This is a genomic window from Ruegeria sp. YTSA108, from assembly GCF_059610185.1.
On the sequence record NZ_JBXWND010000011.1, the window covers coordinates 64,840 to 87,744 of the forward strand.

The 22,905-nt window shown below is 57.5% G+C and carries 27 protein-coding genes; 10 read left to right on the plus strand and 17 right to left on the minus strand.

The features are described from left to right. The first annotated feature begins 25 nt into the window (after window positions 1–25). Genes flhA through AC2FHW_RS15250 form a run of 4 tightly spaced genes read left to right on the plus strand, consistent with a single transcriptional unit; the run spans window position 26 to window position 4,291 of the window. Window positions 26–2,053 carry a flagellar biosynthesis protein FlhA gene (flhA, locus tag AC2FHW_RS15235; protein ID WP_496822189.1) on the plus strand — a complete coding sequence of 676 codons (2,028 nt, stop codon included), beginning with the start codon at window positions 26–28 and terminating at the stop codon, window positions 2,051–2,053. Then, window positions 2,050–2,823 (plus strand): flagellar biosynthetic protein FliR, encoded by a 774-nt coding sequence (locus tag AC2FHW_RS15240; protein ID WP_142638307.1) that lies wholly within the window; start codon window positions 2,050–2,052, stop codon window positions 2,821–2,823. The genes flhA and AC2FHW_RS15240 overlap by 4 nt, the downstream gene beginning before the upstream one ends. Next, window positions 2,820–3,905 carry a flagellar type III secretion system protein FlhB gene (gene flhB / locus AC2FHW_RS15245; protein WP_496814127.1) on the plus strand — a complete coding sequence of 362 codons (1,086 nt, stop codon included), beginning with the start codon at window positions 2,820–2,822 and terminating at the stop codon, window positions 3,903–3,905. The genes AC2FHW_RS15240 and flhB overlap by 4 nt, the downstream gene beginning before the upstream one ends. Next, entirely contained in the window at window positions 3,905–4,291 is a 387-nt protein-coding gene (locus AC2FHW_RS15250) for a hypothetical protein (protein ID WP_496822164.1), read from the plus strand. The genes flhB and AC2FHW_RS15250 overlap by 1 nt, the downstream gene beginning before the upstream one ends. Before the next feature lie 17 nt (window positions 4,292–4,308). Here AC2FHW_RS15250 and AC2FHW_RS15255 read toward each other — a convergent pair whose 3' ends face one another. From AC2FHW_RS15255 to AC2FHW_RS15295, 9 genes are read right to left on the minus strand one after another with little or no spacing between them, the layout of a single operon-like run. Next, on the minus strand, window positions 4,309–4,818 hold the full coding sequence (locus AC2FHW_RS15255) for a flagellar basal body-associated protein FliL (protein WP_282022185.1): 510 nt from the start codon (window positions 4,816–4,818) through the stop codon (window positions 4,309–4,311). 12 nt (window positions 4,819–4,830) lie between these two features. Then, window positions 4,831–5,562: a flagellar basal body L-ring protein FlgH gene (gene flgH / locus AC2FHW_RS15260; protein WP_425595610.1), complete on the minus strand. Its 732-nt coding sequence runs from the start codon at window positions 5,560–5,562 to the stop codon at window positions 4,831–4,833. Then, on the minus strand, window positions 5,562–5,978 hold the full coding sequence (flgA, locus tag AC2FHW_RS15265) for a flagellar basal body P-ring formation chaperone FlgA (protein WP_281973569.1): 417 nt from the start codon (window positions 5,976–5,978) through the stop codon (window positions 5,562–5,564). The genes flgH and flgA overlap by 1 nt, the downstream gene beginning before the upstream one ends. After that, window positions 5,978–6,763 carry a flagellar basal-body rod protein FlgG gene (gene flgG, locus AC2FHW_RS15270; RefSeq protein ID WP_142638319.1) on the minus strand — a complete coding sequence of 262 codons (786 nt, stop codon included), beginning with the start codon at window positions 6,761–6,763 and terminating at the stop codon, window positions 5,978–5,980. The genes flgA and flgG overlap by 1 nt, the downstream gene beginning before the upstream one ends. Window positions 6,764–6,784: 21 nt before the next feature. Continuing rightward, a complete protein-coding gene (locus tag AC2FHW_RS15275) occupies window positions 6,785–7,495 on the minus strand; it encodes a flagellar hook-basal body complex protein (RefSeq protein WP_496822166.1) in 711 nt (236 codons plus the stop codon). Next, on the minus strand, window positions 7,495–7,767 hold the full coding sequence (locus tag AC2FHW_RS15280) for a flagellar biosynthetic protein FliQ (protein ID WP_142638323.1): 273 nt from the start codon (window positions 7,765–7,767) through the stop codon (window positions 7,495–7,497). Before AC2FHW_RS15280 ends, AC2FHW_RS15275 begins: the two co-directional genes overlap by 1 nt. Window positions 7,768–7,770: 3 nt before the next feature. Next, complete coding sequence (gene fliE / locus AC2FHW_RS15285) at window positions 7,771–8,061, minus strand: flagellar hook-basal body complex protein FliE (RefSeq protein WP_142638325.1); 291 nt, start codon at window positions 8,059–8,061, stop codon at window positions 7,771–7,773. Between the two features lie 11 nt (window positions 8,062–8,072). Continuing rightward, a complete protein-coding gene (gene flgC / locus AC2FHW_RS15290; RefSeq protein WP_142638327.1) occupies window positions 8,073–8,459 on the minus strand; it encodes a flagellar basal body rod protein FlgC in 387 nt (128 codons plus the stop codon). A 13-nt stretch (window positions 8,460–8,472) separates the two neighbouring features. Then, window positions 8,473–8,859: a FlgB family protein gene (locus AC2FHW_RS15295; RefSeq protein WP_142638329.1), complete on the minus strand. Its 387-nt coding sequence runs from the start codon at window positions 8,857–8,859 to the stop codon at window positions 8,473–8,475. 87 nt (window positions 8,860–8,946) lie between these two features. Here AC2FHW_RS15295 and AC2FHW_RS15300 point away from each other — a divergent pair, with 87 nt between their 5' ends. The 6 genes from AC2FHW_RS15300 to AC2FHW_RS15325 all read left to right on the plus strand — a co-directional run bounded on the left by AC2FHW_RS15300 (window position 8,947) and on the right by AC2FHW_RS15325 (window position 16,189). After that, a complete protein-coding gene (locus AC2FHW_RS15300; RefSeq protein ID WP_142638331.1) occupies window positions 8,947–10,284 on the plus strand; it encodes a FliI/YscN family ATPase in 1,338 nt (445 codons plus the stop codon). Window positions 10,285–10,369: 85 nt separating this feature from the next. After that, window positions 10,370–11,209: a flagellar motor protein MotB gene (locus AC2FHW_RS15305; RefSeq protein WP_281973564.1), complete on the plus strand. Its 840-nt coding sequence runs from the start codon at window positions 10,370–10,372 to the stop codon at window positions 11,207–11,209. 98 nt (window positions 11,210–11,307) lie between these two features. Further along, entirely contained in the window at window positions 11,308–12,603 is a 1,296-nt protein-coding gene (locus AC2FHW_RS15310; RefSeq protein WP_271950842.1) for a flagellar hook protein FlgE, read from the plus strand. 33 nt (window positions 12,604–12,636) lie between these two features. After that, window positions 12,637–14,088, plus strand: a complete 1,452-nt coding sequence (gene flgK, locus AC2FHW_RS15315; RefSeq protein WP_281973563.1) for a flagellar hook-associated protein FlgK — start codon at window positions 12,637–12,639, stop codon at window positions 14,086–14,088. After that, window positions 14,088–15,098, plus strand: coding sequence for a flagellin (locus AC2FHW_RS15320; protein ID WP_271950848.1), 1,011 nt, complete (start codon window positions 14,088–14,090; stop codon window positions 15,096–15,098). Before flgK ends, AC2FHW_RS15320 begins: the two co-directional genes overlap by 1 nt. Further along, window positions 15,095–16,189, plus strand: a complete 1,095-nt coding sequence (locus AC2FHW_RS15325; protein ID WP_496822168.1) for a flagellar basal body P-ring protein FlgI — start codon at window positions 15,095–15,097, stop codon at window positions 16,187–16,189. Before AC2FHW_RS15320 ends, AC2FHW_RS15325 begins: the two co-directional genes overlap by 4 nt. A gap of 52 nt (window positions 16,190–16,241) precedes the next feature. Here AC2FHW_RS15325 and AC2FHW_RS15330 read toward each other — a convergent pair whose 3' ends face one another. From AC2FHW_RS15330 to AC2FHW_RS15365, 8 genes are read right to left on the minus strand one after another with little or no spacing between them, the layout of a single operon-like run. Further along, entirely contained in the window at window positions 16,242–16,886 is a 645-nt protein-coding gene (locus AC2FHW_RS15330) for a DUF1523 family protein (RefSeq protein WP_142638340.1), read from the minus strand. Between the two features lie 10 nt (window positions 16,887–16,896). Then, complete coding sequence (locus AC2FHW_RS15335) at window positions 16,897–17,163, minus strand: hypothetical protein (protein ID WP_142638342.1); 267 nt, start codon at window positions 17,161–17,163, stop codon at window positions 16,897–16,899. A gap of 1 nt (window position 17,164) precedes the next feature. After that, window positions 17,165–18,502: a DUF6638 family protein gene (locus tag AC2FHW_RS15340; RefSeq protein WP_496822169.1), complete on the minus strand. Its 1,338-nt coding sequence runs from the start codon at window positions 18,500–18,502 to the stop codon at window positions 17,165–17,167. After that, window positions 18,499–19,374: a putative phage abortive infection protein gene (locus AC2FHW_RS15345; protein ID WP_496822171.1), complete on the minus strand. Its 876-nt coding sequence runs from the start codon at window positions 19,372–19,374 to the stop codon at window positions 18,499–18,501. Before AC2FHW_RS15345 ends, AC2FHW_RS15340 begins: the two co-directional genes overlap by 4 nt. Further along, window positions 19,371–21,302 carry an AAA family ATPase gene (locus tag AC2FHW_RS15350; RefSeq protein WP_496822173.1) on the minus strand — a complete coding sequence of 644 codons (1,932 nt, stop codon included), beginning with the start codon at window positions 21,300–21,302 and terminating at the stop codon, window positions 19,371–19,373. The genes AC2FHW_RS15345 and AC2FHW_RS15350 overlap by 4 nt, the downstream gene beginning before the upstream one ends. 22 nt (window positions 21,303–21,324) lie before the next feature. Continuing rightward, entirely contained in the window at window positions 21,325–22,449 is a 1,125-nt protein-coding gene (locus tag AC2FHW_RS15355) for a hypothetical protein (RefSeq protein WP_496708197.1), read from the minus strand. Further along, window positions 22,442–22,714 carry a hypothetical protein gene (locus AC2FHW_RS15360; protein ID WP_282022195.1) on the minus strand — a complete coding sequence of 91 codons (273 nt, stop codon included), beginning with the start codon at window positions 22,712–22,714 and terminating at the stop codon, window positions 22,442–22,444. The genes AC2FHW_RS15355 and AC2FHW_RS15360 overlap by 8 nt, the downstream gene beginning before the upstream one ends. Beyond that, window positions 22,707–22,904: a hypothetical protein gene (locus AC2FHW_RS15365; RefSeq protein WP_281973554.1), complete on the minus strand. Its 198-nt coding sequence runs from the start codon at window positions 22,902–22,904 to the stop codon at window positions 22,707–22,709. Before AC2FHW_RS15365 ends, AC2FHW_RS15360 begins: the two co-directional genes overlap by 8 nt. Window position 22,905 lies beyond the last annotated feature (1 nt).

Consider the following 22,905-nt stretch of genomic DNA (forward strand, 5'->3'; position numbering starts at 1 on the left):
GACTGTTTTGCTGGCGCTTGCGTTGATGACCGTCATCGTGATGATGATCCTGCCCATGCCGTCCTGGGTTCTGGATGTCGGACTGGCCACGTCCTTCGCCCTGGCGATCCTGATTTTCACGCTGACCCTGTTCATCGAACGGCCGCTGGATTTCTCTTCCTTCCCGACCATCCTTCTGGGGTCTTTGATGCTCCGGCTGTCGTTGAACGTCTCATCGACCAAGCTGATTATCGGTCAGGGGCATACCGGCCCCAATGCCGCCGGCGATGTGATCGAGGGATTCGCAAGCTTCGTCATGGGCGGCAGCATATTCCTGGGCCTTGTCGTGTTCGGCGTCCTGTTGATCGTGAACTTTATGGTCATCAACAAAGGCGCGGCCCGCATGGCCGAAGTTGGTGCGCGATTTGCCCTGGATGGGATGCCCGGGAAACAGCTGGCCATCGACAGTGATATGTCCGCTGGCGCCATCGACCATCAAGAGGCCAAGGAGCGGCGCGAACGGGAACAACAGGAAACCACCTTTTTCGGCTCGCTCGACGGGGCGTCGAAATTCGTCAAAGGCGACGCAGTTGCCGGGCTTTTGATCACCCTGCTGAATCTGGTCATGGGGCTTGTCATGGGCGTGATCGTGCACGGGATGCCGGTGTCATCGGCGTTCGAAACCTACGCTATCCTGACGGTGGGCGATGGTCTGGTCTCGCAAATACCGGCCGTGATCATCTCGATCGCCTCCGCTTTGCTATTGGCACGTGGCGGCACGCAGGGCGCAACTGACATCGCCATCTTATCGCAACTGGGGCGCCACCCGGCCGCGCTGGGCACTGTTGCCGGTCTGATGGTGCTGTTCGCCCTGGTTCCGGGTCTGCCGTTTCTGCCCTTTATTCTAGGGGCCTGCGTTTTGGGCTACGCCGCCTATGCAGTGCACCGAAAACAGCAAAAGCAAGAGACCCAGGTTCAAACTGCGACGGATGAGGCGGACACAGCGGTGTCGCAGGCGATTGGCGATATTCTCGACCTCGATGATGTTCACCTGGAATTCGCACCGGATCTGGTCAGCATGGTCCTGAACCAGGGCACCGGACTGGATGCACGCATTGCGAATATGCGGACCTATGTCGCCTCGACCTTTGGATTGATCCTGCCCGATATCCGTCTGACCGATCGGGCCGAGCTACCGATGGGGACATATGTCATCAAGGTACATGGGGTGGAACAGGCCCGTGGTGCCCTGAACCCCGATCTGATTCTGGCGCTGGTTCAGGACGGGCACGATCTTTTGCCCGAGGGGAGGGATGTCACCGAACCTGTCTATGGTGCGCCTGCACGTTGGATCCTGCCCAAGGATCAAGAGGCCGCAGCAATGAACGGCGCTACGATTGTCTCGCCTCCGGAAATACTGGCAACACATCTGCTGGAAATCATCAAACAGAACTTCTCGCGTCTGTTGACGCTGAAGGCGCTACGCAGGCTGCTATCAGAAATGGCCCGGCTCAGCGACCCGGTCCGGGCCGAGGCAAACAGGAAACTGCTGGACGAGTTGATCCCCGACAAGGTTCCAATCGACACACTTCACGCAGTCCTGCGCCTGTTGCTGGACGAACGGGTTTCGATCCGCAATCTGGCGCTTATCCTCGAAAGCATCGCCGAGGCGCGCCTGACCACCACGCAACCCGAAGGGATTTGCGAACTGGTGCGACAGCGGCTTGGGTTCCAGCTTGTGGCCGACATGAAACGCGGAGACGGGTCGATCCCGCTGATCCAGCTTGCACCGGAATGGGAAGACACATTTGCCACCTATCAGGTCGATGCACCCAATGCAGGGCTGGATGTCGCCCTGCCGCCGAACCTGTTCAACAAGCTTGCAGACGGCGTGGTGGACAGTGTCTCACATTCTGCTGACCATGGCATCTTTCCCGCCGTCGTGACCTCGACCCGGCGCCGCAGGCTGCTGCGTACGATCATGCATGCGCGCGGCGTGTCCAATCCGGTCCTGTCATTTGAGGAAATCGGGCTCGAGGCGCGGCCCGCACTTGTAGGCACGGTACCCGCATGATCGCCCTCCCACCCGAACTCTTGTCGCACCTGGGCTCTGGGGCCTGGCATTTCTTTGGTGTTTTCCTACGCGTTTCGGCAATGGTATCCTTGATGCCCGCATTCGGGGAACGCAGCATCCCCACCCGTGTCAAACTTGGCACTGCCGTTGCCTTTACGTTGATCGTGGCACCGGCAGTGCCGACAAAGGAATTCGATCCCGAATTCCTGTCCATGGTCCAGCTGATCACCACCGAAACTCTTGTCGGAATGGCGCTCGGGATGGCGCTGCGCATCTTTGTTCTGACCCTGCAGACGGCAGGGTCCATCGCCGCACAGGCAACGTCACTCTCGCAAATTCTGGGCGGGGCAGCGGCTGATCCGGTTCCGGCCATGGGCTATCTGCTGACATTGGCCGGGTTGACCCTTGCCGTATTGCTTGGCCTGCACATCCGCTTGGCAGAGTTCCTGGTCCACAGCTACGATCTGTTTCCCACCGGAACCACACCTGCGGCGCCGGATTTGTCGGAATGGGGCGTGGAACGGGTCTCGTACAGTTTCAGCCTGGCATTCGCACTGGCGATGCCGTTTGTGATTGCCTCGCTGATCTACAACCTTGCGCTTGGTGTCATCAACCGCGCCATGCCACAGCTGATGGTGGCATTTGTCGGCGCCCCGGCCATCACATTTGCGGGGCTGTTTTTGCTGTGCGCTGGCGCGCCTCTAATCCTGTCGGTCTGGTCGGATGCCCTGTTTGACTTCATGCAGAACCCGCTGAGAGATCCGAGATGAGTGCATCGGACAACGACAGCGACAAGTCATACGACCCGACGCCGCAAAAGCTTCTGAAAGCACGGGAAAAGGGTGAGGTCGCCAAATCAAACGACCTGTCTGTTGTCGCGGCTTATGTCGGGCTGCTCATAGGTTTGCTTTTGGCAGGCAAGATTGGTGTTCAACATCTGGGAATATTGTTTGTCGTTCTGATCGACCAATCCGACAAGATCGGAACCATGTTGACGGATGGCCCGGCTGACGGTCTGGTGGGAGGGATGCTTGGCAAGGCTGCAATCTCGATGGCAACCATATTTGTTGTTCCCGCCACTGCGGTTCTGCTGAGCCTGATCGCCCAAAAGGCCCTGGTTTTTGCCCCCAGCAAGCTGCAGCCCAAATTGTCGCGGATCTCGATTCCGTCCAATGCCAAGAACAAATTCGGGCGCGGCGGTCTGTTCGAATTTGCCAAAAGCTTTGCGAAGCTGCTGATTTATTGCGTCTGCCTGTTGATGTTTCTGCGCGTCAACCTGCCCGAGATTTTGACTACCAGCGCCGCGCCACCGCAATCGTCGATCGTCTTGATGATGAACCTTTTATTCCGGTTCCTATTCATCGTTGTCACCATCGCACTGGCCATCGGAGTCGTGGACTACCTGTGGCAATATTCCGAGCATATGCGCAAGAACCGGATGTCCCGCAAAGAAATTCAGGACGAGACCAAAGACGCCGAAGGTGACCCACATGTCAAACAACAGCGCCGCCAGCGTGCACAGGAGATTGCGGCAAATCAGATGATGGCGAATGTCCCGACTGCGGATGTGATCATCGTGAACCCGACCCACTATGCGGTAGCTCTCAAATGGCAGCGGACGGCCGGCTCCGCACCGACATGCGTGGCGAAAGGTGTCGACCAGATTGCGGCCGCCATCCGCGCCTCGGCGGCCGAGGCCGGGGTTCCGATACACTCGGATCCCCCCACCGCACGGGCTCTCCATGCGACCGTCGAAATCGGGCATGAGATCGCCCCGGAACACTATCGCCCTGTCGCAGCCGCCATCCGCTTTGCCGAAGCCATGCGCAAACGCGCGAAGGACAGAATTTGATGCGGCTTACCGGACTTGCCGATCTGAAGCGTTTATCCGACGCGGCCTTCCAAAAAGAGCAACAGACCTTGCGCCCATATATCGAAGCCGAGGCCGAGATTTTGCAAAAACTGAGCCGATTGGACGCACAGCTTCAGCAGACCCGTCAAAACAGCGGCCAAGCTGATGGATATCAGGTCACCGGCACTGATGTTCTGTGGCGTGGATGGGAAGAGGCAACCCGACGAAAACTCAATACAGACCTTGCGCGCGTCCGAGCGCAAAAGCTAACCAAGATGCAAGCCTTGCGGAAAGCGTTCGGACGCAAACAGGCCCTAGGAAAGCTGATTGAAGAACAACAAAAGGCCCGCCGAGACATGCTTATGAAAAAGCGATCGCGGCAATAAGCGGGCCGAAACAGGCTTCAAGTATCCTGACGGTTAACACTCATGATCAGGACTTGCAGCACGTCATCACCCAAATCCTTCTTGGCGACCTGCAGCAAAGCCTTTCGGACCAAATCCAGATTGTCGGATTCCGTAAAGTTGCCGTTGAAACCACCGGTATTTGCGTGATCGAAAAGAACCTGCAGAAACCCATCTCTCAACTTTGGCTCAAACTCATAAATCGTTTCAGCAACGCCGGGTTTGGTTTTCAGGCTCAGCGACATTGTGACCAACGCGGCAATCCGGTCGGACTTCACGACCGGGATCACAAACTGTTTCGTCATCTTCAGATATTCATACTTGCTGGACGTATCCTTTTTGTCCGACTTGGTCTTAGTGGCCTTCTCCTTGGCTTTCTTGGGTTCGGCGGCAGCGGATTTATCCATGTCACCATCTTTGGTTTTTCCAGAAGGAGACATGGCAATTCCCGCACCAATTCCACCGCCTAGGCCAACAAGCAGAAACAATATAGGAAGTAGCTTTTTCATTGTTATACGACCTCAGAACGGCAAAAGTGTATCGAGGACCTGCTGGCCGTAACGAGGCTGCTGCACATCCGTGATCTGGCCTCGGCCACCATAAGACACGCGCGCCGAGGCGATCTTGTCATAGGTGATTTCATTCTTCCGCGAGATGTCCTGTGGCCTCACATATCCCGTGACCAAAAGCTCTCGCAGCTCGAAATTAACGCGCAGCTCTTGCGAGCCGGATATGGCCAGCACGCCATTCGGTAAGGCGTCGATGACGGTCGCCGCAACCCGCAGGGTCAGCTTTTCCTTACGCTTGACCGAGCCCTTGCCTTTACTGACCGAGGATGAGTCGATCCCGACAGCTTCGTCCAGCGTCGCCCCATCGGGCAGCCGTTCCAATGCGCGCTGCGGCAGGCCGAACAGCTCTGGAACCTCAAGGCTTTCGGACCCGCTGCGCGAGCGGTTCGTATCGTTGGAAATCTCGGCTTTCTCGTCCAGCTCGATCACAACTGTCAGGATATCGCCCTTTTTGATCGCGCGCTGATCACCCAAAAGCGATTGCTGCCCCCCGCTCCACAGCGATGACCGATCCACATTGCGTTGCGGCTGCGTGTGCAACGGTAAACCCGGCCACAGCATGGCGACATGTTCAGCAGATTCGTCCGCGGGTGTGAAACTTGGCGGTTTTCCCAAATGATCTATGCGACCGCAGGCGGTCAGAGCCAGGCTTGCCATCATCAACAATTTTAGTTTTCCGGACATCATTTTACCTCGATTTGACCGTCTGGTCGGATAAAGCCAACGACGGTAGTGCGGGACGACAGATTCATGACGCGAATACGATCACCGACAGCCCCACGCCCAAGGGCACGGCCTTCGGCTGTGATCGAAAGGGGCTGGCGGTCAAAGACCAGAACCACCAGATCATTGCGGTCCACCAATGCGGGCGGTCCAACATCGGCAGCGCGCACCGGGCGTCCGGGGTAAAGCGCGACGCGTGCTTCCTGACCGATCAAATCATCGGGGTTTGTAACCGCTCCGAGGACAACCTGATCTTTGATCTCAAGATCGGCGGCCGAGATCACCTCTTTGGCGCGTATGGTCCGGATCGGCACCACGATCTCAGCCAAGGCACAAAGCGGGCTGATCGTCACCAGTGCTATGAATAGGGCGCGCATCACCGCACCTGCGTTGTTGCGCCCATCATCTGATCGACGGCCGAGATGACCTTGGCGTTCATCTCATACCCTCGCTGGGCTTCGATCAGTTCGGTGACTTCGCGCACGGCATCTACCGAGCTGTCCTCGAGATATCCCTGGCGCAATGTGCCCATCCCACCCTCGCCCGGAGTGCCGATAACAGGCGCGCCCGAGGCTTCGGTTTCTTTGAACAGGTTGCTGCCGATCGCCTCCAGCCCCTTGGCATTGGAAAAACTGGCCAGGGTGAATTCACCGAGCAACTGTCCTTCGGCGGTATCATCGAAATAGGCGTAGACCTCACCCGATGCATTGATCGAGATCGACCTTGCATCGTCTGGGATTGTGATCTCTGGCGCGACAGCGAAGCCATCTGAAGTGACGATCAACCCTTCGGCCGAGCGTTTCAGGCTGCCGTCACGGGTAAAGCCAGACTGACCGCTGGGCAACGTCACCTCAAGATAGCCGCGCCCTTCGATTGCGACATCCAAATCGCTGCCAGTGGCCGCCAACGCACCCTGTGCCAGCTGCACGGTGACCGCAGCCGGGCGTACCCCCAGACCCAGTTGGATACCTGTGGGCAAGACGGTGCCGTCATTGGCGTTCACCGTCCCCGCGCGCGCCATTTGTTGATAGTGCAGGTCTGCAAACTCAGCGCGGCGCGCGTTGTAGCCTGTGGTATTCATATTCGCCAGATTGTTCGAGATCGTCTCGACCCGCATCTGCTGCGCGGTCATGCCTGTCGCTGCGATTTTCAGTGCCCGCATATCAATTCCTCCGTTATCAAATCAGCGCATCAGCGCCTTAAGCGCCCCACGCACACGTTCGTCTTCGGTTTCAAGAAAACTCTGCCCCAACTCATAGGCGCGCTGGATTTCGATCATCCGGGTGACCTGTTCGATCGCGTTCACGTTCGATCCTTCGAGGAATCGGTGCACAATGACCGGCTCCTCCACGGGTTCAATCGCTGCATCTGACCGAAATTGCGTGCTGCCTTCGCGCACCAGGCTCGTGGGATCAGCAACGCGGTAGACGCCGATCTGTCCCAGAACCTGCCCTTCAATACTGAGCGTGCCGTCGCTGCCGACATCAATCGACGCGGCATCCGGCGGAATGAAAACAGGGGCGCCGTTGCTGTCCAGAACCCGGTACCCATCCATGGTAACCAGATCACCCTCGGCACTGGGTGAAAACGCACCCGCCCGTGTCAGCCGGTTGCCGCTGGGGGTTTCGATCATGAAAAACCCGTCGCCTTCGATGGCGAAATCAAATTGCCCGCCGGTTTCGGTCAGAACGCCTTGTTGCAACGAGGTATTGCGCGCCTCTGCCCGCGCCATGGACAAGGACGGATTGCCCGGCGAGACTTTCACGAACTCGGAAAACACCAAGCCCTGCTGGCGGTACCCCGTGGTATTGGCGTTGGCGATATTGTTCGCCACCAGCCGCATTTCATTCATCAGCCCCGATTGGCGGGACAAGGTGGTATATGAGGTATCCATCAGCGGCCTCCGGCGATCAGTGGGATGAGGGTTGAGGTGAAGAACGTCACCAGCGTCTGGGTCATGAACCCCATCGAAATCCAGAAAACGATCACAATGGCGATCAGCTTAGGCACAAAGGTCAGCGTCATTTCCTGAACCGAGGTCAGCGCCTGGAACAGACCCACAACCAGACCCGAGACCAGTGCCACCGCCAGGATCGGGACGGATGTGATCACCGCGACCCAAAGCGCCTGGCGGACAATGTCATAATAGAGACCTTCGCTGAGCATCTATCAGACCGGCATCCGCAGGATTTCCTGATAGGCCTCGACCACTTTGTTGCGCACGATGACGGCGGTTTCGACGGCCAGTTCGGTCTGCGCCAACGCCTGAACCAGCGCGTGCGGATCGGCTTGGCCGGTCATCGCCGCGCCGGACATCTGCTCGGACTGTTTCAATGTTGCGGCAAAGTCCTGAAAGGTTGAGCGCAACCCCTGTGCCATTCCGGCAAGGTCGGGGTCGGGCTGCGTAGCGGGCCGCGCTACGGCATAGCTCTGCGCGGCGGTCAGGGATCGGATATCCATTCTGGTGTCCTTTATTTTCTGAGAAGTTCCATAAGGCTCGACGACATTTGTCGTGTCTGGTCGAACATCTTGAGATTGGCTTCGTAGCTGCGCTGCGCTTCACGCGCGTCAGCGATTTCGATCATCAAATCTACATTGGACCCGCGATAATGGCCGGTCTCATCGGCCAACGCATGGCCGGGGTCATAGATGCGCGACAGGTCGCGATGATCAAGCTTAACGCGCCCGGTCTCGACCATTTGCGCACCATCTTTGCTGACCGCTTCAAACGGCACGGTTTTGCGCCGATATCCCGGCGTATCCGCGTTCGAGATGTTTTCGGAGACGTGCCGCAAACGGGCCGCCTGCGCGCGCAGGGCGCTGGCCGAGGCGGAAAGGGAATGGGAAAAATCGCTCATCTCTCAGCCCTCCTCACCCGCGACCAAGGCTGGTACGCAGGATGCCAATCGAGGATTTATAGATCGCCAACGCGCGGTCATGTTGACGCTTGACCTCGACCGCTTTGAGCATTTCTTCCTCAAGGGAAACGCCATTTCCGTTGGGATCGCCCGAGGGTGCGGCATCGAACTCGGCCCAGGGCTGGGCTGCGGCGGCGCCGTTCAGATGCCCGGCCCGCGTGGCGGTCATCGCAACCTCATGCCCGGAATTTTCGAAAGCTTCCTGAAAGGCCTCGATATCGCGGGGCTGATAGCCCGGCGTATCCGCATTTGCCATGTTTCGCGCAATGACAGACTGCCGTTGCCCGGCATGGGTTGCCATTGCGTACGCAGTCTTAAAGACGTTCAGGTCAGAGAACATCGGGGCTTCTCCCTCGATCAATTTCAATCAAGGCTTAACCCCGATTCCTTTAGAAACCGTTTTCAGAAACCCGTTGGAGAACCCACGATGACCGATCTCGACCCGATGCTTCTGAAATGCGAATTCGACCGTTTGTCTGCCATGCGCCATATGGGCCGCGTGGCCAGTGTTGGGCGCGGCGTCATAGAAATAGAGGGGTTGGAGTGCGTTGCCCGCATCGGCGACAACCTGACCCTGCGGCGGCGCAGCGGCCCTGATCTGGCGGGTGAAGTTCTGCATGTCGAATCGGATCTGATCCACATGTTACCCGCCGCTGCACCCGATGGGGTTTGCTTGGGTGATAGGGTGATTCTAAATCAGACACCGGCATTTTCCCCCGGACTGCACTGGCTGGGTCGGGTCATTGATCCCTTCGGCAAACCGCTGGACGGCAAGCCGTTGCTGTCGGGCACTCAGGAAAGAGATATCCTGCAAAATCCGCCACCTGCCGTTGTCCGCAAACCGCTGGGCGCACGGATGGAAACCGGGCTGAGCATTATGAACACCATGTTACCTGTGGTGCAGGGGCAGCGTATCGGCCTGTTCGCCGGGTCAGGGGTCGGCAAGTCGACCCTGTTGGCCACGCTGGCGCGGTCGATGCAGGCAGACGCGGTTGTGGTCGCTCTGGTCGGCGAGCGGGGTCGTGAGGTTAATGAGTTCGTTGAACATGCGCTTGGGGCCAAGGGGTTGGCACGATCCGTGGTTGTGGCGGCAACTTCGGATCAGTCAGCACTGGCCCGCAGGCGCTGTGCATGGTCGGCACTTTCAGTCGCGGAATTCCTGCGGGATCAGGGGCTGAACGTCCTGTTTCTGGCCGATTCGGTCACCCGCTTTGCCGAGGCGCACCGCGAAATCGCCGTTGCGATGGGTGAGGCCCCCTCTTTGCGCGGGTTCCCACCTTCGGTCACGCCCTTGATTGCAGGTCTGTGCGAACGAACCGGGCCGGGCACCGCTGATCAGGGTGATATCACCGCGGTATTCAGCGTTCTGGTCGCGGGCTCGGACATGGATGAACCGATTGCCGACATTCTGCGCGGTGTCCTGGACGGGCATATCATCCTGAGCCGCGACATTGCCGAGCGTGGCCGTTTCCCGGCCATTGACCTCAGCCGGTCGGTTTCACGCAGCCTGCCCGCGGCTGCCTCGGATGCGGAAAACCGGATGATCTCGGAAACCCGCAAGCTGGTTGGCAGTTACGAGCAATCCGAGGTTATGATCAAAGCCGGGCTTTATGCCGAAGGGGCAGACCCGTTATTGGATCAGGCAGTCCGGGTTCATGATGAGCTTGATGGTTTTTTCGGCAAGGCCGAACCGGACGGAATCAGCAACAGTTTCAACCACCTGCAACTGATTCTGCGACGCGCCGGGGCAGCATTACCGCAGTGAGGAATTCAAGACAGTTTTAAGTGTTAAGCCCACCTTAAGACCTGCCCGGCTACCCCTGTAACTGGGTGATAAAAAGGTGGTGGAGATGGGTGCGCAATCCAATGTGGCGCCAATCATCATCAAGAAGAAACGTGTGTCAGGTGGCGATGGTCACCATGGTGGCGCGTGGAAAGTCGCATATGCCGACTTTGTCACAGCCATGATGGCGTTCTTCATGTTGATGTGGCTGCTGAATGCAACAACGGAACAACAACGCAAAGGGCTTGCGGATTATTTCTCGCCGACCATTCCCATAAACCCGGTTTCGGGTGGCGGCGATGGGGCCTTTGGCGGCAATTACATGTTCTCTGAGGAAACTCTGGTCATGGACGGGACCGGCGCCAGCAAACGCAGCCCGACGCCCGCGCGACAAGCGCGTGGATCGGTTGGCGTCAGCTCGGACGGCGGCGGAAAAGAAACGGTCGAAGACTTTTCCTCACTGGAATCAGAGCTTATGGGGCGAACCGGCGAAAGCATGGTGTCCGACAAGGTCCTCAAACATATCGTCACCCGCGTGACGGATGAGGGTCTGGTGGTCGAACTCTTCGCCACCAAGGATCAACCTCTGTTCGAATCAGGGACGAACCAACCAACCAATATGCTGCGTGCTCTGACATTGTTGGTGGCCCGATCCTCTGATCTGGTGACAAATGACATGGCGGTCGGAGGGCATGTCGGTTCCTCGCCGGTGGTTCTGGCCAAAAACCCGGCCTGGGATTTGTCTACCTCGCGCGCTCAGCAAGTTCGCCAAATGCTGCAGGACAAGGGTGTTGCGCCGCTCAGGTTGGACCGCGTAACCGGTCATGCTGATCGAAAATTGTCGGATGAAAACCCGATGGCCGTACGCAACAACAGGATCGAGATTATCTTTCTGCGCGGCACCTGAGAATAAAAGGATAGACGGCATTTTACCCGTTAGCGCGCTGTTAAGGCCCAGCGCGTTAGCTGTTGCATCAAGATTTGACGCAACAGAAGGGCGTGCCAATGACAATTTCCTCTTCGCTGAACGCAGGTGTGGCCGCATTGAAGGCCAATGCAAACCGGCTGGCGACGATCTCGGACAATATCGCGAATTCGTCGACCTTCGGGTATAAACGGGTCGAAACCGATTTCCATTCGATGGTCACCTCCGGCCAGGGCGGCAGCTATTCCGCTGGGGGCGTTCGCACCACCAGCCAACGCCTGATCGACCAGCGCGGTTCGCTGGTGACAACCAACAACTCCACCGACCTTGCGGTGCGTGGGCGCGGCATGATGCCTGTACGACCAAGTTCTCAGATCGCGGCCGGTTCGAATGAGATGTTGCTGACCACGACAGGGTCGTTCCGCACCAATGAAGAAGGATATCTGGTCACCGAATCAGGGCTTGTTCTGCTGGGTTGGCGTGCGAATGCGGATGGAACCATCCCTGCGGTTCCGCGTGACACTCCAGCTGCGCTTGAACCCATTCAGCTCAGTGTTAATCAACTGTCGGGCGCGCCCACGACGCAGATGAATCTGCGCATGAACCTGCCCGCGACCGCTACGGATGCGGGTTCCCCTGGCGACATGCAACCCTTGTCCGTTGAATATTTCGACAATCTGGGAAAATCCGAAAGCGTTGATATCGAACTCGTCCCTACAGTGCCGGCCACCGGCAGCAGTAACGAATGGACGATGATCATGCGCGATTCAGCCTCGGGCGGCACCATTATCGGTGAATACACCCTGACCTTCACCGATAGCCGAACTGCGGGTGGCACGCTGGCCAGCGTAACTGCGGTCACCGGCGGTGCATATGACCCAGCAACCGGCAGCGTTGTGGTGAACGTGGCCGGCGGCCCAATGGAAATCAATATAGGGGAAATCGGGGATGCCGACGGAATCACGCAACTGTCCGATACATTTGCACCAGTTTCGATCACGCGCGACGGTTCGGCGGTCGGCACCATGACCAGCGTTCAGGTTGACGAAAACGGGTATGTTTATGCGTTCTACGATACCGGTGTCAGCCGACGCATGTACCAAATCCCATTGGCGGATGTTCCGAACCCAAATGGACTGACCGCGCTGGACAGCCAGACCTATGCACCATCCCGGGAAAGCGGGACGTTCTTTCTGTGGAATGCGGGGGACGGGCCAACCGGCGACCTGGTTTCTTTTGCGCGCGAAGAATCCACTACCGATGTGGCGACCGAGCTGACCTCAATGATCCAGACACAGCGGGCTTACTCTTCCAGCGCAAAGGTTATCCAAACGGTGGATGAGATGCTTCAGGAAACAACCAATATCAAACGCTGATCAGGGTTTTGATTCAGGAAAGGGACCTGCAGAATGAATATGTCCACAGCATTGAACAACGCGTTGGGCGGCCTGACCGCCGCCAGTCGCGGTGCGGCGGTTGTGTCCGAAAATATCGCAAACGCATTGACGCCCGGCTACGCGCGCAGGTCACTGGAACTGGCAACCAACACGATTTCCGGTCACGGCGTGCGTACCGTAGGTGTCATTCGTCATCAGGATCCCGTCCTCACGTCCAACCGCCGGGCCACGGATGCCGATCTGGCCTTCCACACCACCATTTCAGACTTTCACACAAGGTTGGAATCTTTGGTAGGGTCCGCCGATGATCCCGCATCGCTTTCGGTTCGGCTGGCTGATTTTGACAGCAGCCTGCTAACAGCGGCAAGCCTGCCGGATTCCAGTGAACGACTGGACCAGGTAGCGCGCACGGCTCAGGATCTGGCACGCGGTCTGAACGCAGCCTCTGAAGGGTTGCGTCAGATGCGATCCGACGCGGACCGGTCCATCGGCAAACAGGTCGACACCCTGAATCAGACCCTCAAGGATATTGAAGAGCTGAATGCCAAGATCCCGGCCATTAAGTATTCCGGCGCCGATATTGGTGGGATACTGGATCAACGACAGGTCCTGATTGATCAGGTCAACGAACTGGTTCCTGTAAATGTGATTCAAAGGGACAATGATCAGGTCTCGCTTTATTCTGATGGCGGCTTGATATTGCTGGAAAACACTGCGGCCGAGTTCTCCTTTTCGACAACCGGCGACACCAAGCCCCATATGACCCTGGCAAACGGGTTGTTGTCCGGGCTTGAGATGAACGGAAACACTGTCCGCACCAGTGGCGATTTTGCCCAAATTCGCGGCGGTGCCTTGATGGCCCAATTCCAGATTCGGGATGAAATCGCGGTTGAGGCTCAGGTCGATCTGGATGCTGTTGCGCGCGATCTTATCGAAAGGTTCGAAACGCCGGGGCTGGATCCGACCGCGCTGGCCACGGATCCGGGCGTGTTCACCGATGACGGCAACCGGTTTGATCCGGCATCGGTGACGGGATTGGCCTCGCGCATCAGCTTGAACGCAATCGTCGACCCGGACGCCGGAGGAGAGAGCTGGAAACTTCGCGCCGGGCTGGGTGCGGCCACACCCGGCAGCGCCGGAGATGCCAGCCAGCTGCGCGCCTTCAGCTCAATTCTGAACGACGAACGCCCTGTTTCCGGCGCTGTTTTCGGGGCCGGAAACATGCCTGCCGCAGACATCTCAGAGGCGCTGTTGTCACGGATTGGGTCGGACGCACATGTGGCCGATGGGCGGCGGGTGTTTGCAAACAGCGCCAATCTGGAAATGATGGCCATTGAGGCCGAACAGGGCGTCGATACCGATCAGGAATTGCAGCGGCTAATGCAAATCGAACAAGCCTATGCGGCAAATGCCAGACTGGTTTCGGTCGTCGATGAACTTATGGATACGTTGTTGAGGCTGTGATGATGAATGTAACCTCTATGGGCGACCTCGCGCGCGGATTGACCCTGAAATCGCGGGCGACTGATATCAAAAATCAGATCGAATCCCTGTCTTATGAGATGTCTTCAGGCAAAGTGCAGGATGTCTCCGGCCATCTGGACGGGGATTATTCCTATCTTCTGGATATGGATCGAAACCTGTCACGCCTGGATGCCTTTCAGGTGGCCACAGCCGAAGCTGGCCTGTTCACCGACGCCATGCAGCTTAGCCTGACAACAATCGATGACGCGGTGGGGCGCCTGACGTCGTCCTTGCTGGCATATGGGACATCCAATCAGGCGGTCACCCATGAACATGCCTCTGTTCAGGCCAGAAATGAGCTGGATACGGTCATGTCTGCTTTGAATACCCGTGCGGGTGGCCGAAACCTGTTTTCCGGCGTGGATACTGATGTATCGCCTCTGTCATCTGCGGATACCTTGTTGACAGCGTTAGAGGCTGAGTTGACGGGGCTGACAACACTCACGGACATCACACAAGCTGCGGAAGACTGGTTCAATGATCCTGCGGGTTTCGATGCGGTTATCTATCAGGGCGCAGACACAACTCTGGCACCGATGAGCATTTCGGAAAACGAAAGTGTCTCCATTCCGATCACTGCGACCGATCCAACACTCAAAGCGGCGTTAAGGGATATCGCCGTTGCCGCCCTGGTTTCGGTCGATGGTCTGGGACTGCCGAATGATCTGCGGACGTCCTTATTCACCCAACTCGGGAGCGAGCTTGCCAACACGCAGGACGGAACAGTGAATTTGCGGGCGGATGTTGGCGCCGCCGAAGCCAGGATTGAACAAGCCGCCACGCGCAATGCGGCGGCGCGTACAAGCCTGGAATACAGCCGAAAATCTCTGATCGCCGCGGACCCGTATCAAACCGCAGTGCAACTGCAGACTGTCCAATTTCAATTGGAAAGCCTGTATTCTGTCACTGTTCGCAACGCGAACCTATCGTTGGTGAATTTCCTGAGATGAGATTACTTGCCATTCTCCTGATCCTGCTTCCGAGCCTGTCTTTTGCCGGGGCAATCCGGCTGAAGGACCTTGTCGATTTCGACGGGGTGCGCGGCAATGATCTGGTTGGTTATGGTCTCGTGGTCGGATTGAATGGAACCGGCGATGGGCTCAGGAACTCTCCGTTCACCGAAGAGATCATGTCCAATATTCTGGAACGGCTTGGTGTGAACGTGAATGGTGAGGATTTTCGCCCCAAGAACGTCGCCGCTGTTCTTGTGACAGCCAGCCTACCCCCCTTTTCGCGGGTCGGTGGCCAGATTGATGTCACCGTTTCGGCCATCGGCGATTCCAAAAGCTTGCTGGGCGGGACGCTTATTATGACACCGCTGAATGCGGCAGATGGTCAGATCTATGCGGTGGCACAGGGGTCAGTTCTTGCAGGTGGCGCCGTTGCCGAAGGCGATGCGGCTTCGGTCACCCAAGGGGTTCCGACATCCGGTGTGATCCCATCCGGAGCTCGGGTCGAACGTGAAATCGACTTTGAGCTTTCCGATCTGACCCAAATGCGCCTAGCCCTGCGTGAACCGGATTTCACAACCGCCGGTCGGATCGAGCAGGCAATCAATACCGAATTCAACCGGGCCGTAGCGATCATGCGCGATTCCGGGACGGTCGAACTGAATATTGCAGCGACACAGGCGATCTCGACCGCGCATGCGCTTGGGCGCATTGAAAATATCCTAGTAGAGCCAGAAACAACGGCGCGAGTAGTAGTCGATCAGCGTTCGGGCACGATTGTCATGGGTCAGGAAGTGCGTATCTCACGTGTGGCAGTCTCACAGGGCAACCTGACACTGACGGTCGATGAGGCCCCTATCGCGGTTCAGCCGAACCCGTTCGCCCGAGGCGAAACCGTCGTGGTTCCGCGTACCGTAGCCAGTATCGAAGAAGAGGAAGGCACCGGTCTGGCGGAAATTCCCGAGGCCACGACCTTGTCCGAAGTCGTCGCAGGGCTTAACGCTTTGGGTGTTTCACCCCGCGACATGATCGACATCCTGAAAACGATCAAAGCGGCCGGAGCATTACACGCCGAGTTCATCGTTCGATGAAGGGCTATCCCGGCGGTAGGCGCACAGCCCCAAGACCCGCCGGGAATTCACGTCACTTTGATTTCCAACTGTCCAACCATTTGCGGAATCGGTTGCGATGCTCACCGATGGCGTCGCCGGTTGCATACAACCCATCCTCGACACTCTCGATCATCGGATCGATCCGCGCCTGGCGGAACCTGCGCCAGCGCACCCAGATTGCCCAGACAATCGCAAAGAAGACCGTCAGGAAGACGATGTTGAACCAAGGGATCAGACGCGCATCCGGACCGTCGACATGTTTGATAAAGACAGCGTTGGGAAAGATCGACATGAACTCATTCCGCCAGCCATAATGCGTCACGGCAACCCAGTCCGGGTCGTTTTTGTCCGAGATCGCGTCATTGGCTTCGGTATACAAATTGGCAGTGTCGAATTTGAAATAGGGCGGCCAACCCCAGCTGGTATCTTCGTTGCGATACACAATCGGTTTGCCATTGGCACGTACGGCCTGAATGAACTGTACATCCCGGTTCGACAGACTGGCCGACTGATCATCGGGCTCGGACCAGAAGATCCGGGTCCAGTCGTTCAGGTCCTGCCGTTCTTCATAGGTGTTGACGATCCGAACCACATCCCGTTGCGGCAGAGAATACTGAAGGACTACGGCGACCGTTCCCCAGAAAATCAGAATGAATGCCCATTTCAAATAGGCCATGCTTTACCTCTCACATGTAGTTCACAATGTAGATCAGCGACCCGATCGCTACCCAAGGCACAACATAGACACCCAGGATCAATTTGCGCCGGAACGAATTGTCATAGACGTGCAGCCCCCGTGCGACAAAGGCTGCCTTGTCTCCGGTTTTGCCCTTTTCGTCCCACCAATGCTCTAGCCTGCGGCGACGCACACTGCGTGAATACAGCGACAGGGCAAAATAGGCCACGGTCTGGATGACTAGCAGGATCAGAAACAGGCGCATCGCTCCGAACATTTCAATCCTTTCCTAACGCGCCCCAGGGACCAACGCGGGCGATAACAGTTTCGCTGATCCTGTCTCGACCGCTCATATCCGGCTCATGTCCGAACAGGGCAGCGCGGGCACCCGCCTTGTCCACCTGATACTCACGCGCGAGGAAATCAGCAACATAGGCCTTCTTGGCCTCGGACCAGGAATTGTAGGTGCTATAGAACAGCTCTTTGTGGCAGATGAACATCTGGCGCGGGTCCAGTGGGGCCAATTCGGCCAGCAGCATGTTCACCAGATCACGGTTCGGCGTATCGGCGGCCCGCAGCGTATAGAAATACGCCGAATGATCCGAGGTGATCCGGGGCCACCGCCCGCCATCCGTCGCCCAACGCAATAGCTGCGCCAGCCCATGATAGGCCTCTGGCAACCGATCCGCGTGGGTGCGCGCCAGCCGACGCATATCACTGCGGTTCAGGCCAGTCAGATCGACCCCGGCATCAGCGGCCGCGTCGACGGTCAGGAAGTCCATCTTTTGCTGCAGGATCGCAGCAGCATCCACGCCGCGCGCCTTGACGATGGGTTCGACCAGGTCGTTATAGTCCAGGAACTCGGCGATCTGGTTCCGCTGCGACGGGTCAAACGTGTATTTGATGTTCAGATCGTCGGGCTTTTCGCCCATGCAGATCGCCGCCGGGTGATCCATGTCTGGAAACAGATACAGCCCGCCGAAATGCGCGGTCCAAAAATTACGCTGTTCAAAGGCAGTGTGGCGCAGGTGGACCGGGTTGCGGGTGACATCGCCAGTTTCCTTGGCCGTTTCGATCATCTTTGCGATCAACACATCGTCGAACCAGGCGTCCTCTTCGGTTTTGAACTGCTCGACCATGCCTGCCAGTTGCTGAGCCTTGCGTAGGGTGCCGCCAGCAGTATCGGCCTCAATCTCGATCTTCTGGATGTTGAAAAGATCGCGCGGCGTGGTGAGTTTGAAGACCGAGTTCACCAGTTCTCCGGCCACCGCATCGGTGGCGGTCAGGGCAAACAGCTGCGCCTCGTTCATCTCGATGAATTCGCGCAGGATATCGCGTGAGGTCGAGAATTTGACGTTCAGCAAAGGCGCGCGTTTCTGCTCGGTCGTCAGCAGGATGAACTGCCGGTTGACCCCGTTGGGGTTGAGGTAGAGCGGGTCATCCAACTCAATCCCCACCTCGGGCGAATAGCCCGAGATATCGACATGGAAATCCGTCAGCTCCGTAGTCTTGCCCGCCAGATGCTGCAGCGCGCGGTTATACCGCTCGACCAGAGCCGGGCTGGAGATGTGGACGAGATTGCCGAACATCAGGCCTTTTTTGATGAGGCGGATCATTCGCTTGCTTCCCCATAGCAGCGAGGAGAGAAACGACTCTTATGTTCACAACTAACCAAGCTTTCGATCGGTAGATTGTCGAACAGCTCATAGCTCTCGATATACTTGACAAAATTCTGACCTCTGGAAGTCAGTGCATTGTAGAACAGGATAAGAAGCTCGTCGTCGGAGAACAGCGCTCTAACAAGTTTTTTGTGACTTTCCTTTTTCTCGGCGGCTTCATCGATCACGCGCAGCATATTATAGGAAAAACGGAAATATTGGCTTAGATCAGATTGATGATCACGGTAAACTTGTTCGTACCTCGAAAGGGTATCATCTAATTCTTCAGCGCCTTCGAACATTTTTGTCGACGAAGGGACATCGGATAACTGTCTGTAGTACCGCCTGAAACAATCTCTTCCTTGGTACAGAACTTTACCGTCCTTTCGAGTAATATCCATACCCGCGACAATAGAATTGTGCGTCGAAATTAGTTCAAAGACAAAACTATCTAAACGCTGCTCTCTCGCAGACTTAGCCAATTGATTGGTCGCTTTCTTTTGACCCTCAACCTCCTTCCTTGTGAGGCTGAGTTCTTTCCTTTGCGCCGCCAACTCCTGACTTTGTAGCCAAACTGTGATGATGATCCAAAGAAACGCCAACACGCCGGCGATACCGGCAAATGTGTCCCCAATTTCATTGGATGGCGAAGTTAAGAACGCAAAAAATCGAAGTTGCCAACCTCCCTGTTCCGTATGCTGAGGAAGAAGGGCCAAAGCGATGACAACGATCAGAAAAACTTTGGAAATCGATTTTCCAACATCCATGGGGTTGCTGCTAGAAAGGCCTAAACGGACATTTTTCATTTGGTTGACCAACCACGTCTTCACGATTTCCCCTCCAGATACCGCCGTTCGGCCTCTTCCATCAGGCCCATCTCACGCACCATTTTTTCGATGGCGACCGCGTCGCTCTTGTCGGCATAGCGGAATTCGCTGTCGGCGTAGCGGTTGATCTCCTGAATCACCATCTCGACCGTGATCGGCTGGCGCAGGTCCTCGATCATCGCTTTCTTGGTGTCGTAATCGCGAAACAGGAACAGGTCGGGGTTCTCCATCCACTCGTCGGGCAGTTCGAAATCCATCGCGCGGACCTTGACCGCGTCGGTGATGTTCTTGATGGCGCGGCCCGTGAAACGCTCATCCGCCTGTTGGATCGCCTTGAGGTAGGTGCCCAGCTTGGCGATCGTGTCCATCTGGCCGATATCGCCGGACACCCGGTCATAGACCTGCAGCAGCGCGTCCTCATGCGGGCGTGAGTGGCTTTCGAAACTGGCAGCGACGGCCTTTTTGATTTCCTGCGCGGCATAGGCCTCGTGCGCGCCCAGCGGGATGTCGTGGTTGCGGCCCATCAGCAGGTGCAGGATGTCGATGTAATCCTCGCGCGTTTGCGGCCCGTCCACCAGAAATCGCGCACCTGCCCGCTGGCGCAGGGCGTCGTCCACATTCTCGGGATAGTTCGAGAACATGCCAAAGGTGCAGTTGCCACGCACGACGGTGTTGGCGCCGGCAAAGCTCTCCATCAGAACGGCGGTGATTTCCAACTGCCCGGCGCTGGACTGCCGGTCGCCGCGTTTGCCCGCCAGCTGGTCGATATCATCAATGGTGCCGAAGCCGATGACCGAGGGGTCGATGATCGTGTTGATAAAGGCTTTGGCGTTCTGGCCGGACTTGCCCTGATAGCTGTCGATATTATCGGTGCTCAGGTTCTGATAGCGGAACGGATAGCCCGCGTTCTGGCAATAGTCGTTGATCAGTCCGGCCATCATCTGGATCAGGGTGGTCTTGCCGGTGCCCGGTTTGCCGTCGCCCATGAAGGTGAAGATGAACCCGCCAAGCTCGGCGAACGGGTTCAGGCGGCGGTCAAAGTCATAGGCCATTACCATCTTGGCCAGCTTCATCGCTTGATACTTGGCGATATGGTTGCCGACCACCTCGTTCGGCTTCTTGAACGTCATGGTCAGGGTGGTGGATTTGGCCTTCGAGGCGGGCTCAAACCCCCGGATCGTCAAGTCGTCGGCCTCGATATGCCAGGCGGCGTTCTGGAACGGGGCCAGATGGCCTGCAGTCTGCGCGCGCAGGGCGGCCTTCTCCATCAGTTGCTCGGCATAGGCGCTGGTGGCGGCGATCAGATGCGCGTCGTCGGGGGCGTGTTTGGCCAGCGTCTGGTCCAACTCCCACAGAGCGCCATGGAGGGCAAGCTGGCCGTTGTCGGTCAGGACCTCTTCGATCTCACCGATATCGACGGTGGTTTCGCCCAGATGCGAGGACATCAGGTAGGCCAGCGCATTGCCGAATGTGTGCGAGGTGATTAAGGCCTCAGCCGTCAGCAATTCCGAGAATTCGGTCTTGCGCGCGGCGGGCAGATCCCCGGCCAAATTCGCACGTTTTAGATCGGCCAGAGGGGTTTGTTCGGCATAGGCCTCAGACACGGCCAGAGCGATGGCGACGGCGCGACGAATAGCCTGTTGCGTGGTGGCCTGCGGCGGAGAAACCAGCGTATCGCCATCATCAGACGCCTCAATCCGTTCCACCAGATGCACCCCGTCGGCCCGCACAGTGCGCCGTGTCACCAGACCCGGCGTGGTAGACCGAAACCGCCGACCTGTGGATACGCCCGGCGACCTCTCAACCGCGGCCTCAACCGCTTTGGCAATCCGCGGGGCGTGTTCGAACCCGTTCAGCAAAGCGGTGGCCGCGGTGTAGTGCTTGCGAATATCGTCTTCGCGCAATTCCATCTGGTCTGACGTCAAACTCATCTCAAAATCGCCTTTACTGTCTTCAATATCTCAACACCTGCCCGGTCTTGCTGACGACGAACTTGCGCACGTCACCAAAACCCGGCGGGTTGCGCTCGGCCAGTACCTGGAACGGGCGTTGTGGCAGAATGATCGAGCGCTCGGTTTGCGTCGCCCCGGTCTCGGCTCCTTGCCCGCCGAATGGGTCCAGCGCAAAGACCTCGCGGTCTACGGTCCCGAACCAGCCCGAGCGTTCTTGAATCACATCCTCGCTTCGCAGCGCTTCAGTGGTCCAGGCCAAGGCCCAATCCTGACCCGCAGGGGATTTCGCATCCTCCAGCACCTGCCGCAGCGGGCCGGATTGCTCGGTAAAGGCCGAGGAGTACATCGGCCCCACATGAATGCGGCGCAGGTGTTTGGGATGCAGGTCGTCGAAATCCTGATCAAAGCCTTTGGCGATGGTCACCAGTTTCAGCCCACCCAAGGATTGCGCCATCAGATGCGCCTGCACTTCGGGCCAGCGGCGTTGATCTTTGGGCAGGGCCGTGCGCCCCGAATCCTCCAACTCCATCAGGTAGATGACCGGCAGGTTTATTTGGCTGTCATAGACGGCCCAGTGGATCAGGAACCTGCGCCGCTCGCCCTCATTGCCAATCCAGTGACATTCGGGATCGTTGCGGGCCCAGAACAGCTCACCCTTCAGCAATTCCTCGTAATAGAGCCTTTGGGACAGCGCGAATTGCAGCTTGGTCGGGATCTCCCGGTCGCTGATGATGGTGCGCACCATGTCGGTTTTCAGCTCATCCTCGGACGGCATATTCGCCAGATGCACCTGCGCCTGCTGCGCGTCATTGGCCATGGTCAGCAGCTCGGCCGCCACCGGAAAGCCGCTGTCGCGCTTGTCCATGGCGAGGCTGCCAAAGAACCGCCCCGTATCGCGCCCGACCAGCAGGTATTTCATGGACAGCGCACGGAAGGTGTAGAGCAGCCCCGAGAGATAGCTCGACACGATCCGCACCTCTTGTTTTGAGATCGCGCCCTCCGCCTCCATCGTCGCGGCCACGCGCAGAAGGTGGACGGTGATTACCTCGAATTTGCGAAAGTAACGACGCGAGGCGAAGGTATCGGTCAGGCCGACATGGTCTTGGGTGAGGTTAAGGTCACTCATTCACGTTTGCCTGCGATTGACGCTTCTGTTTTCTTAATAGAACGAGAGCCCACATTACAGCCACGACGCCCGCCAGCATACTGGGAGTGCCCAGCAAAAACGCCAAATGGTAGGATACACGAGCTATGAACATTCCAAAGCTGCCCTGTGCAAACAAAAGCCCGGACAAAAACGCCGCCAAAATAGGCCAAAAAATCATCGCTATACCGAACCAGAGTATTCTGAAGCCGACGACCTTGGGTCTTTGTTGAATTTGTTCAGTCAACGGTTCCGTTCCACAAACGATGAGCCGAATGAGAAAGGCTGGCGACCACAAGAACGACGGCCACCCATCCAAACGGTCCGCCTAGAACGGCGTACATCACTGAGAACACAAGCCAGAAACTGCCGAGAACGATCCACCAAAACCAGTTCTCTGGAGCCACCAGAAATGTAAAAAACTCCAGCAGTTCCAAG

Coding starts and splice junctions, on each gene's coding strand:
- flhA (WP_496822189.1), top strand. CDS start 26: ATGACCGTCATCGTGATGATGATCCTGCCCATGCCGTCCTGGGTTCTG.
- AC2FHW_RS15240 (WP_142638307.1), top strand. CDS start 2,050: ATGATCGCCCTCCCACCCGAACTCTTGTCGCACCTGGGCTCTGGGGCC.
- flhB (WP_496814127.1), top strand. CDS start 2,820: ATGAGTGCATCGGACAACGACAGCGACAAGTCATACGACCCGACGCCG.
- AC2FHW_RS15250 (WP_496822164.1), top strand. CDS start 3,905: ATGCGGCTTACCGGACTTGCCGATCTGAAGCGTTTATCCGACGCGGCC.
- AC2FHW_RS15255 (WP_282022185.1), bottom strand. CDS start 4,818: ATGAAAAAGCTACTTCCTATATTGTTTCTGCTTGTTGGCCTAGGCGGT.
- flgH (WP_425595610.1), bottom strand. CDS start 5,562: ATGTCCGGAAAACTAAAATTGTTGATGATGGCAAGCCTGGCTCTGACC.
- flgA (WP_281973569.1), bottom strand. CDS start 5,978: ATGCGCGCCCTATTCATAGCACTGGTGACGATCAGCCCGCTTTGTGCC.
- flgG (WP_142638319.1), bottom strand. CDS start 6,763: ATGCGGGCACTGAAAATCGCAGCGACAGGCATGACCGCGCAGCAGATG.
- AC2FHW_RS15275 (WP_496822166.1), bottom strand. CDS start 7,495: ATGGATACCTCATATACCACCTTGTCCCGCCAATCGGGGCTGATGAAT.
- AC2FHW_RS15280 (WP_142638323.1), bottom strand. CDS start 7,767: ATGCTCAGCGAAGGTCTCTATTATGACATTGTCCGCCAGGCGCTTTGG.
- fliE (WP_142638325.1), bottom strand. CDS start 8,061: ATGGATATCCGATCCCTGACCGCCGCGCAGAGCTATGCCGTAGCGCGG.
- flgC (WP_142638327.1), bottom strand. CDS start 8,459: ATGAGCGATTTTTCCCATTCCCTTTCCGCCTCGGCCAGCGCCCTGCGC.
- AC2FHW_RS15295 (WP_142638329.1), bottom strand. CDS start 8,859: ATGTTCTCTGACCTGAACGTCTTTAAGACTGCGTACGCAATGGCAACC.
- AC2FHW_RS15300 (WP_142638331.1), top strand. CDS start 8,947: ATGACCGATCTCGACCCGATGCTTCTGAAATGCGAATTCGACCGTTTG.
- AC2FHW_RS15305 (WP_281973564.1), top strand. CDS start 10,370: ATGGGTGCGCAATCCAATGTGGCGCCAATCATCATCAAGAAGAAACGT.
- AC2FHW_RS15310 (WP_271950842.1), top strand. CDS start 11,308: ATGACAATTTCCTCTTCGCTGAACGCAGGTGTGGCCGCATTGAAGGCC.
- flgK (WP_281973563.1), top strand. CDS start 12,637: ATGAATATGTCCACAGCATTGAACAACGCGTTGGGCGGCCTGACCGCC.
- AC2FHW_RS15320 (WP_271950848.1), top strand. CDS start 14,088: ATGATGAATGTAACCTCTATGGGCGACCTCGCGCGCGGATTGACCCTG.
- AC2FHW_RS15325 (WP_496822168.1), top strand. CDS start 15,095: ATGAGATTACTTGCCATTCTCCTGATCCTGCTTCCGAGCCTGTCTTTT.
- AC2FHW_RS15330 (WP_142638340.1), bottom strand. CDS start 16,886: ATGGCCTATTTGAAATGGGCATTCATTCTGATTTTCTGGGGAACGGTC.
- AC2FHW_RS15335 (WP_142638342.1), bottom strand. CDS start 17,163: ATGTTCGGAGCGATGCGCCTGTTTCTGATCCTGCTAGTCATCCAGACC.
- AC2FHW_RS15340 (WP_496822169.1), bottom strand. CDS start 18,502: ATGATCCGCCTCATCAAAAAAGGCCTGATGTTCGGCAATCTCGTCCAC.
- AC2FHW_RS15350 (WP_496822173.1), bottom strand. CDS start 21,302: ATGAGTTTGACGTCAGACCAGATGGAATTGCGCGAAGACGATATTCGC.
- AC2FHW_RS15355 (WP_496708197.1), bottom strand. CDS start 22,449: ATGAGTGACCTTAACCTCACCCAAGACCATGTCGGCCTGACCGATACC.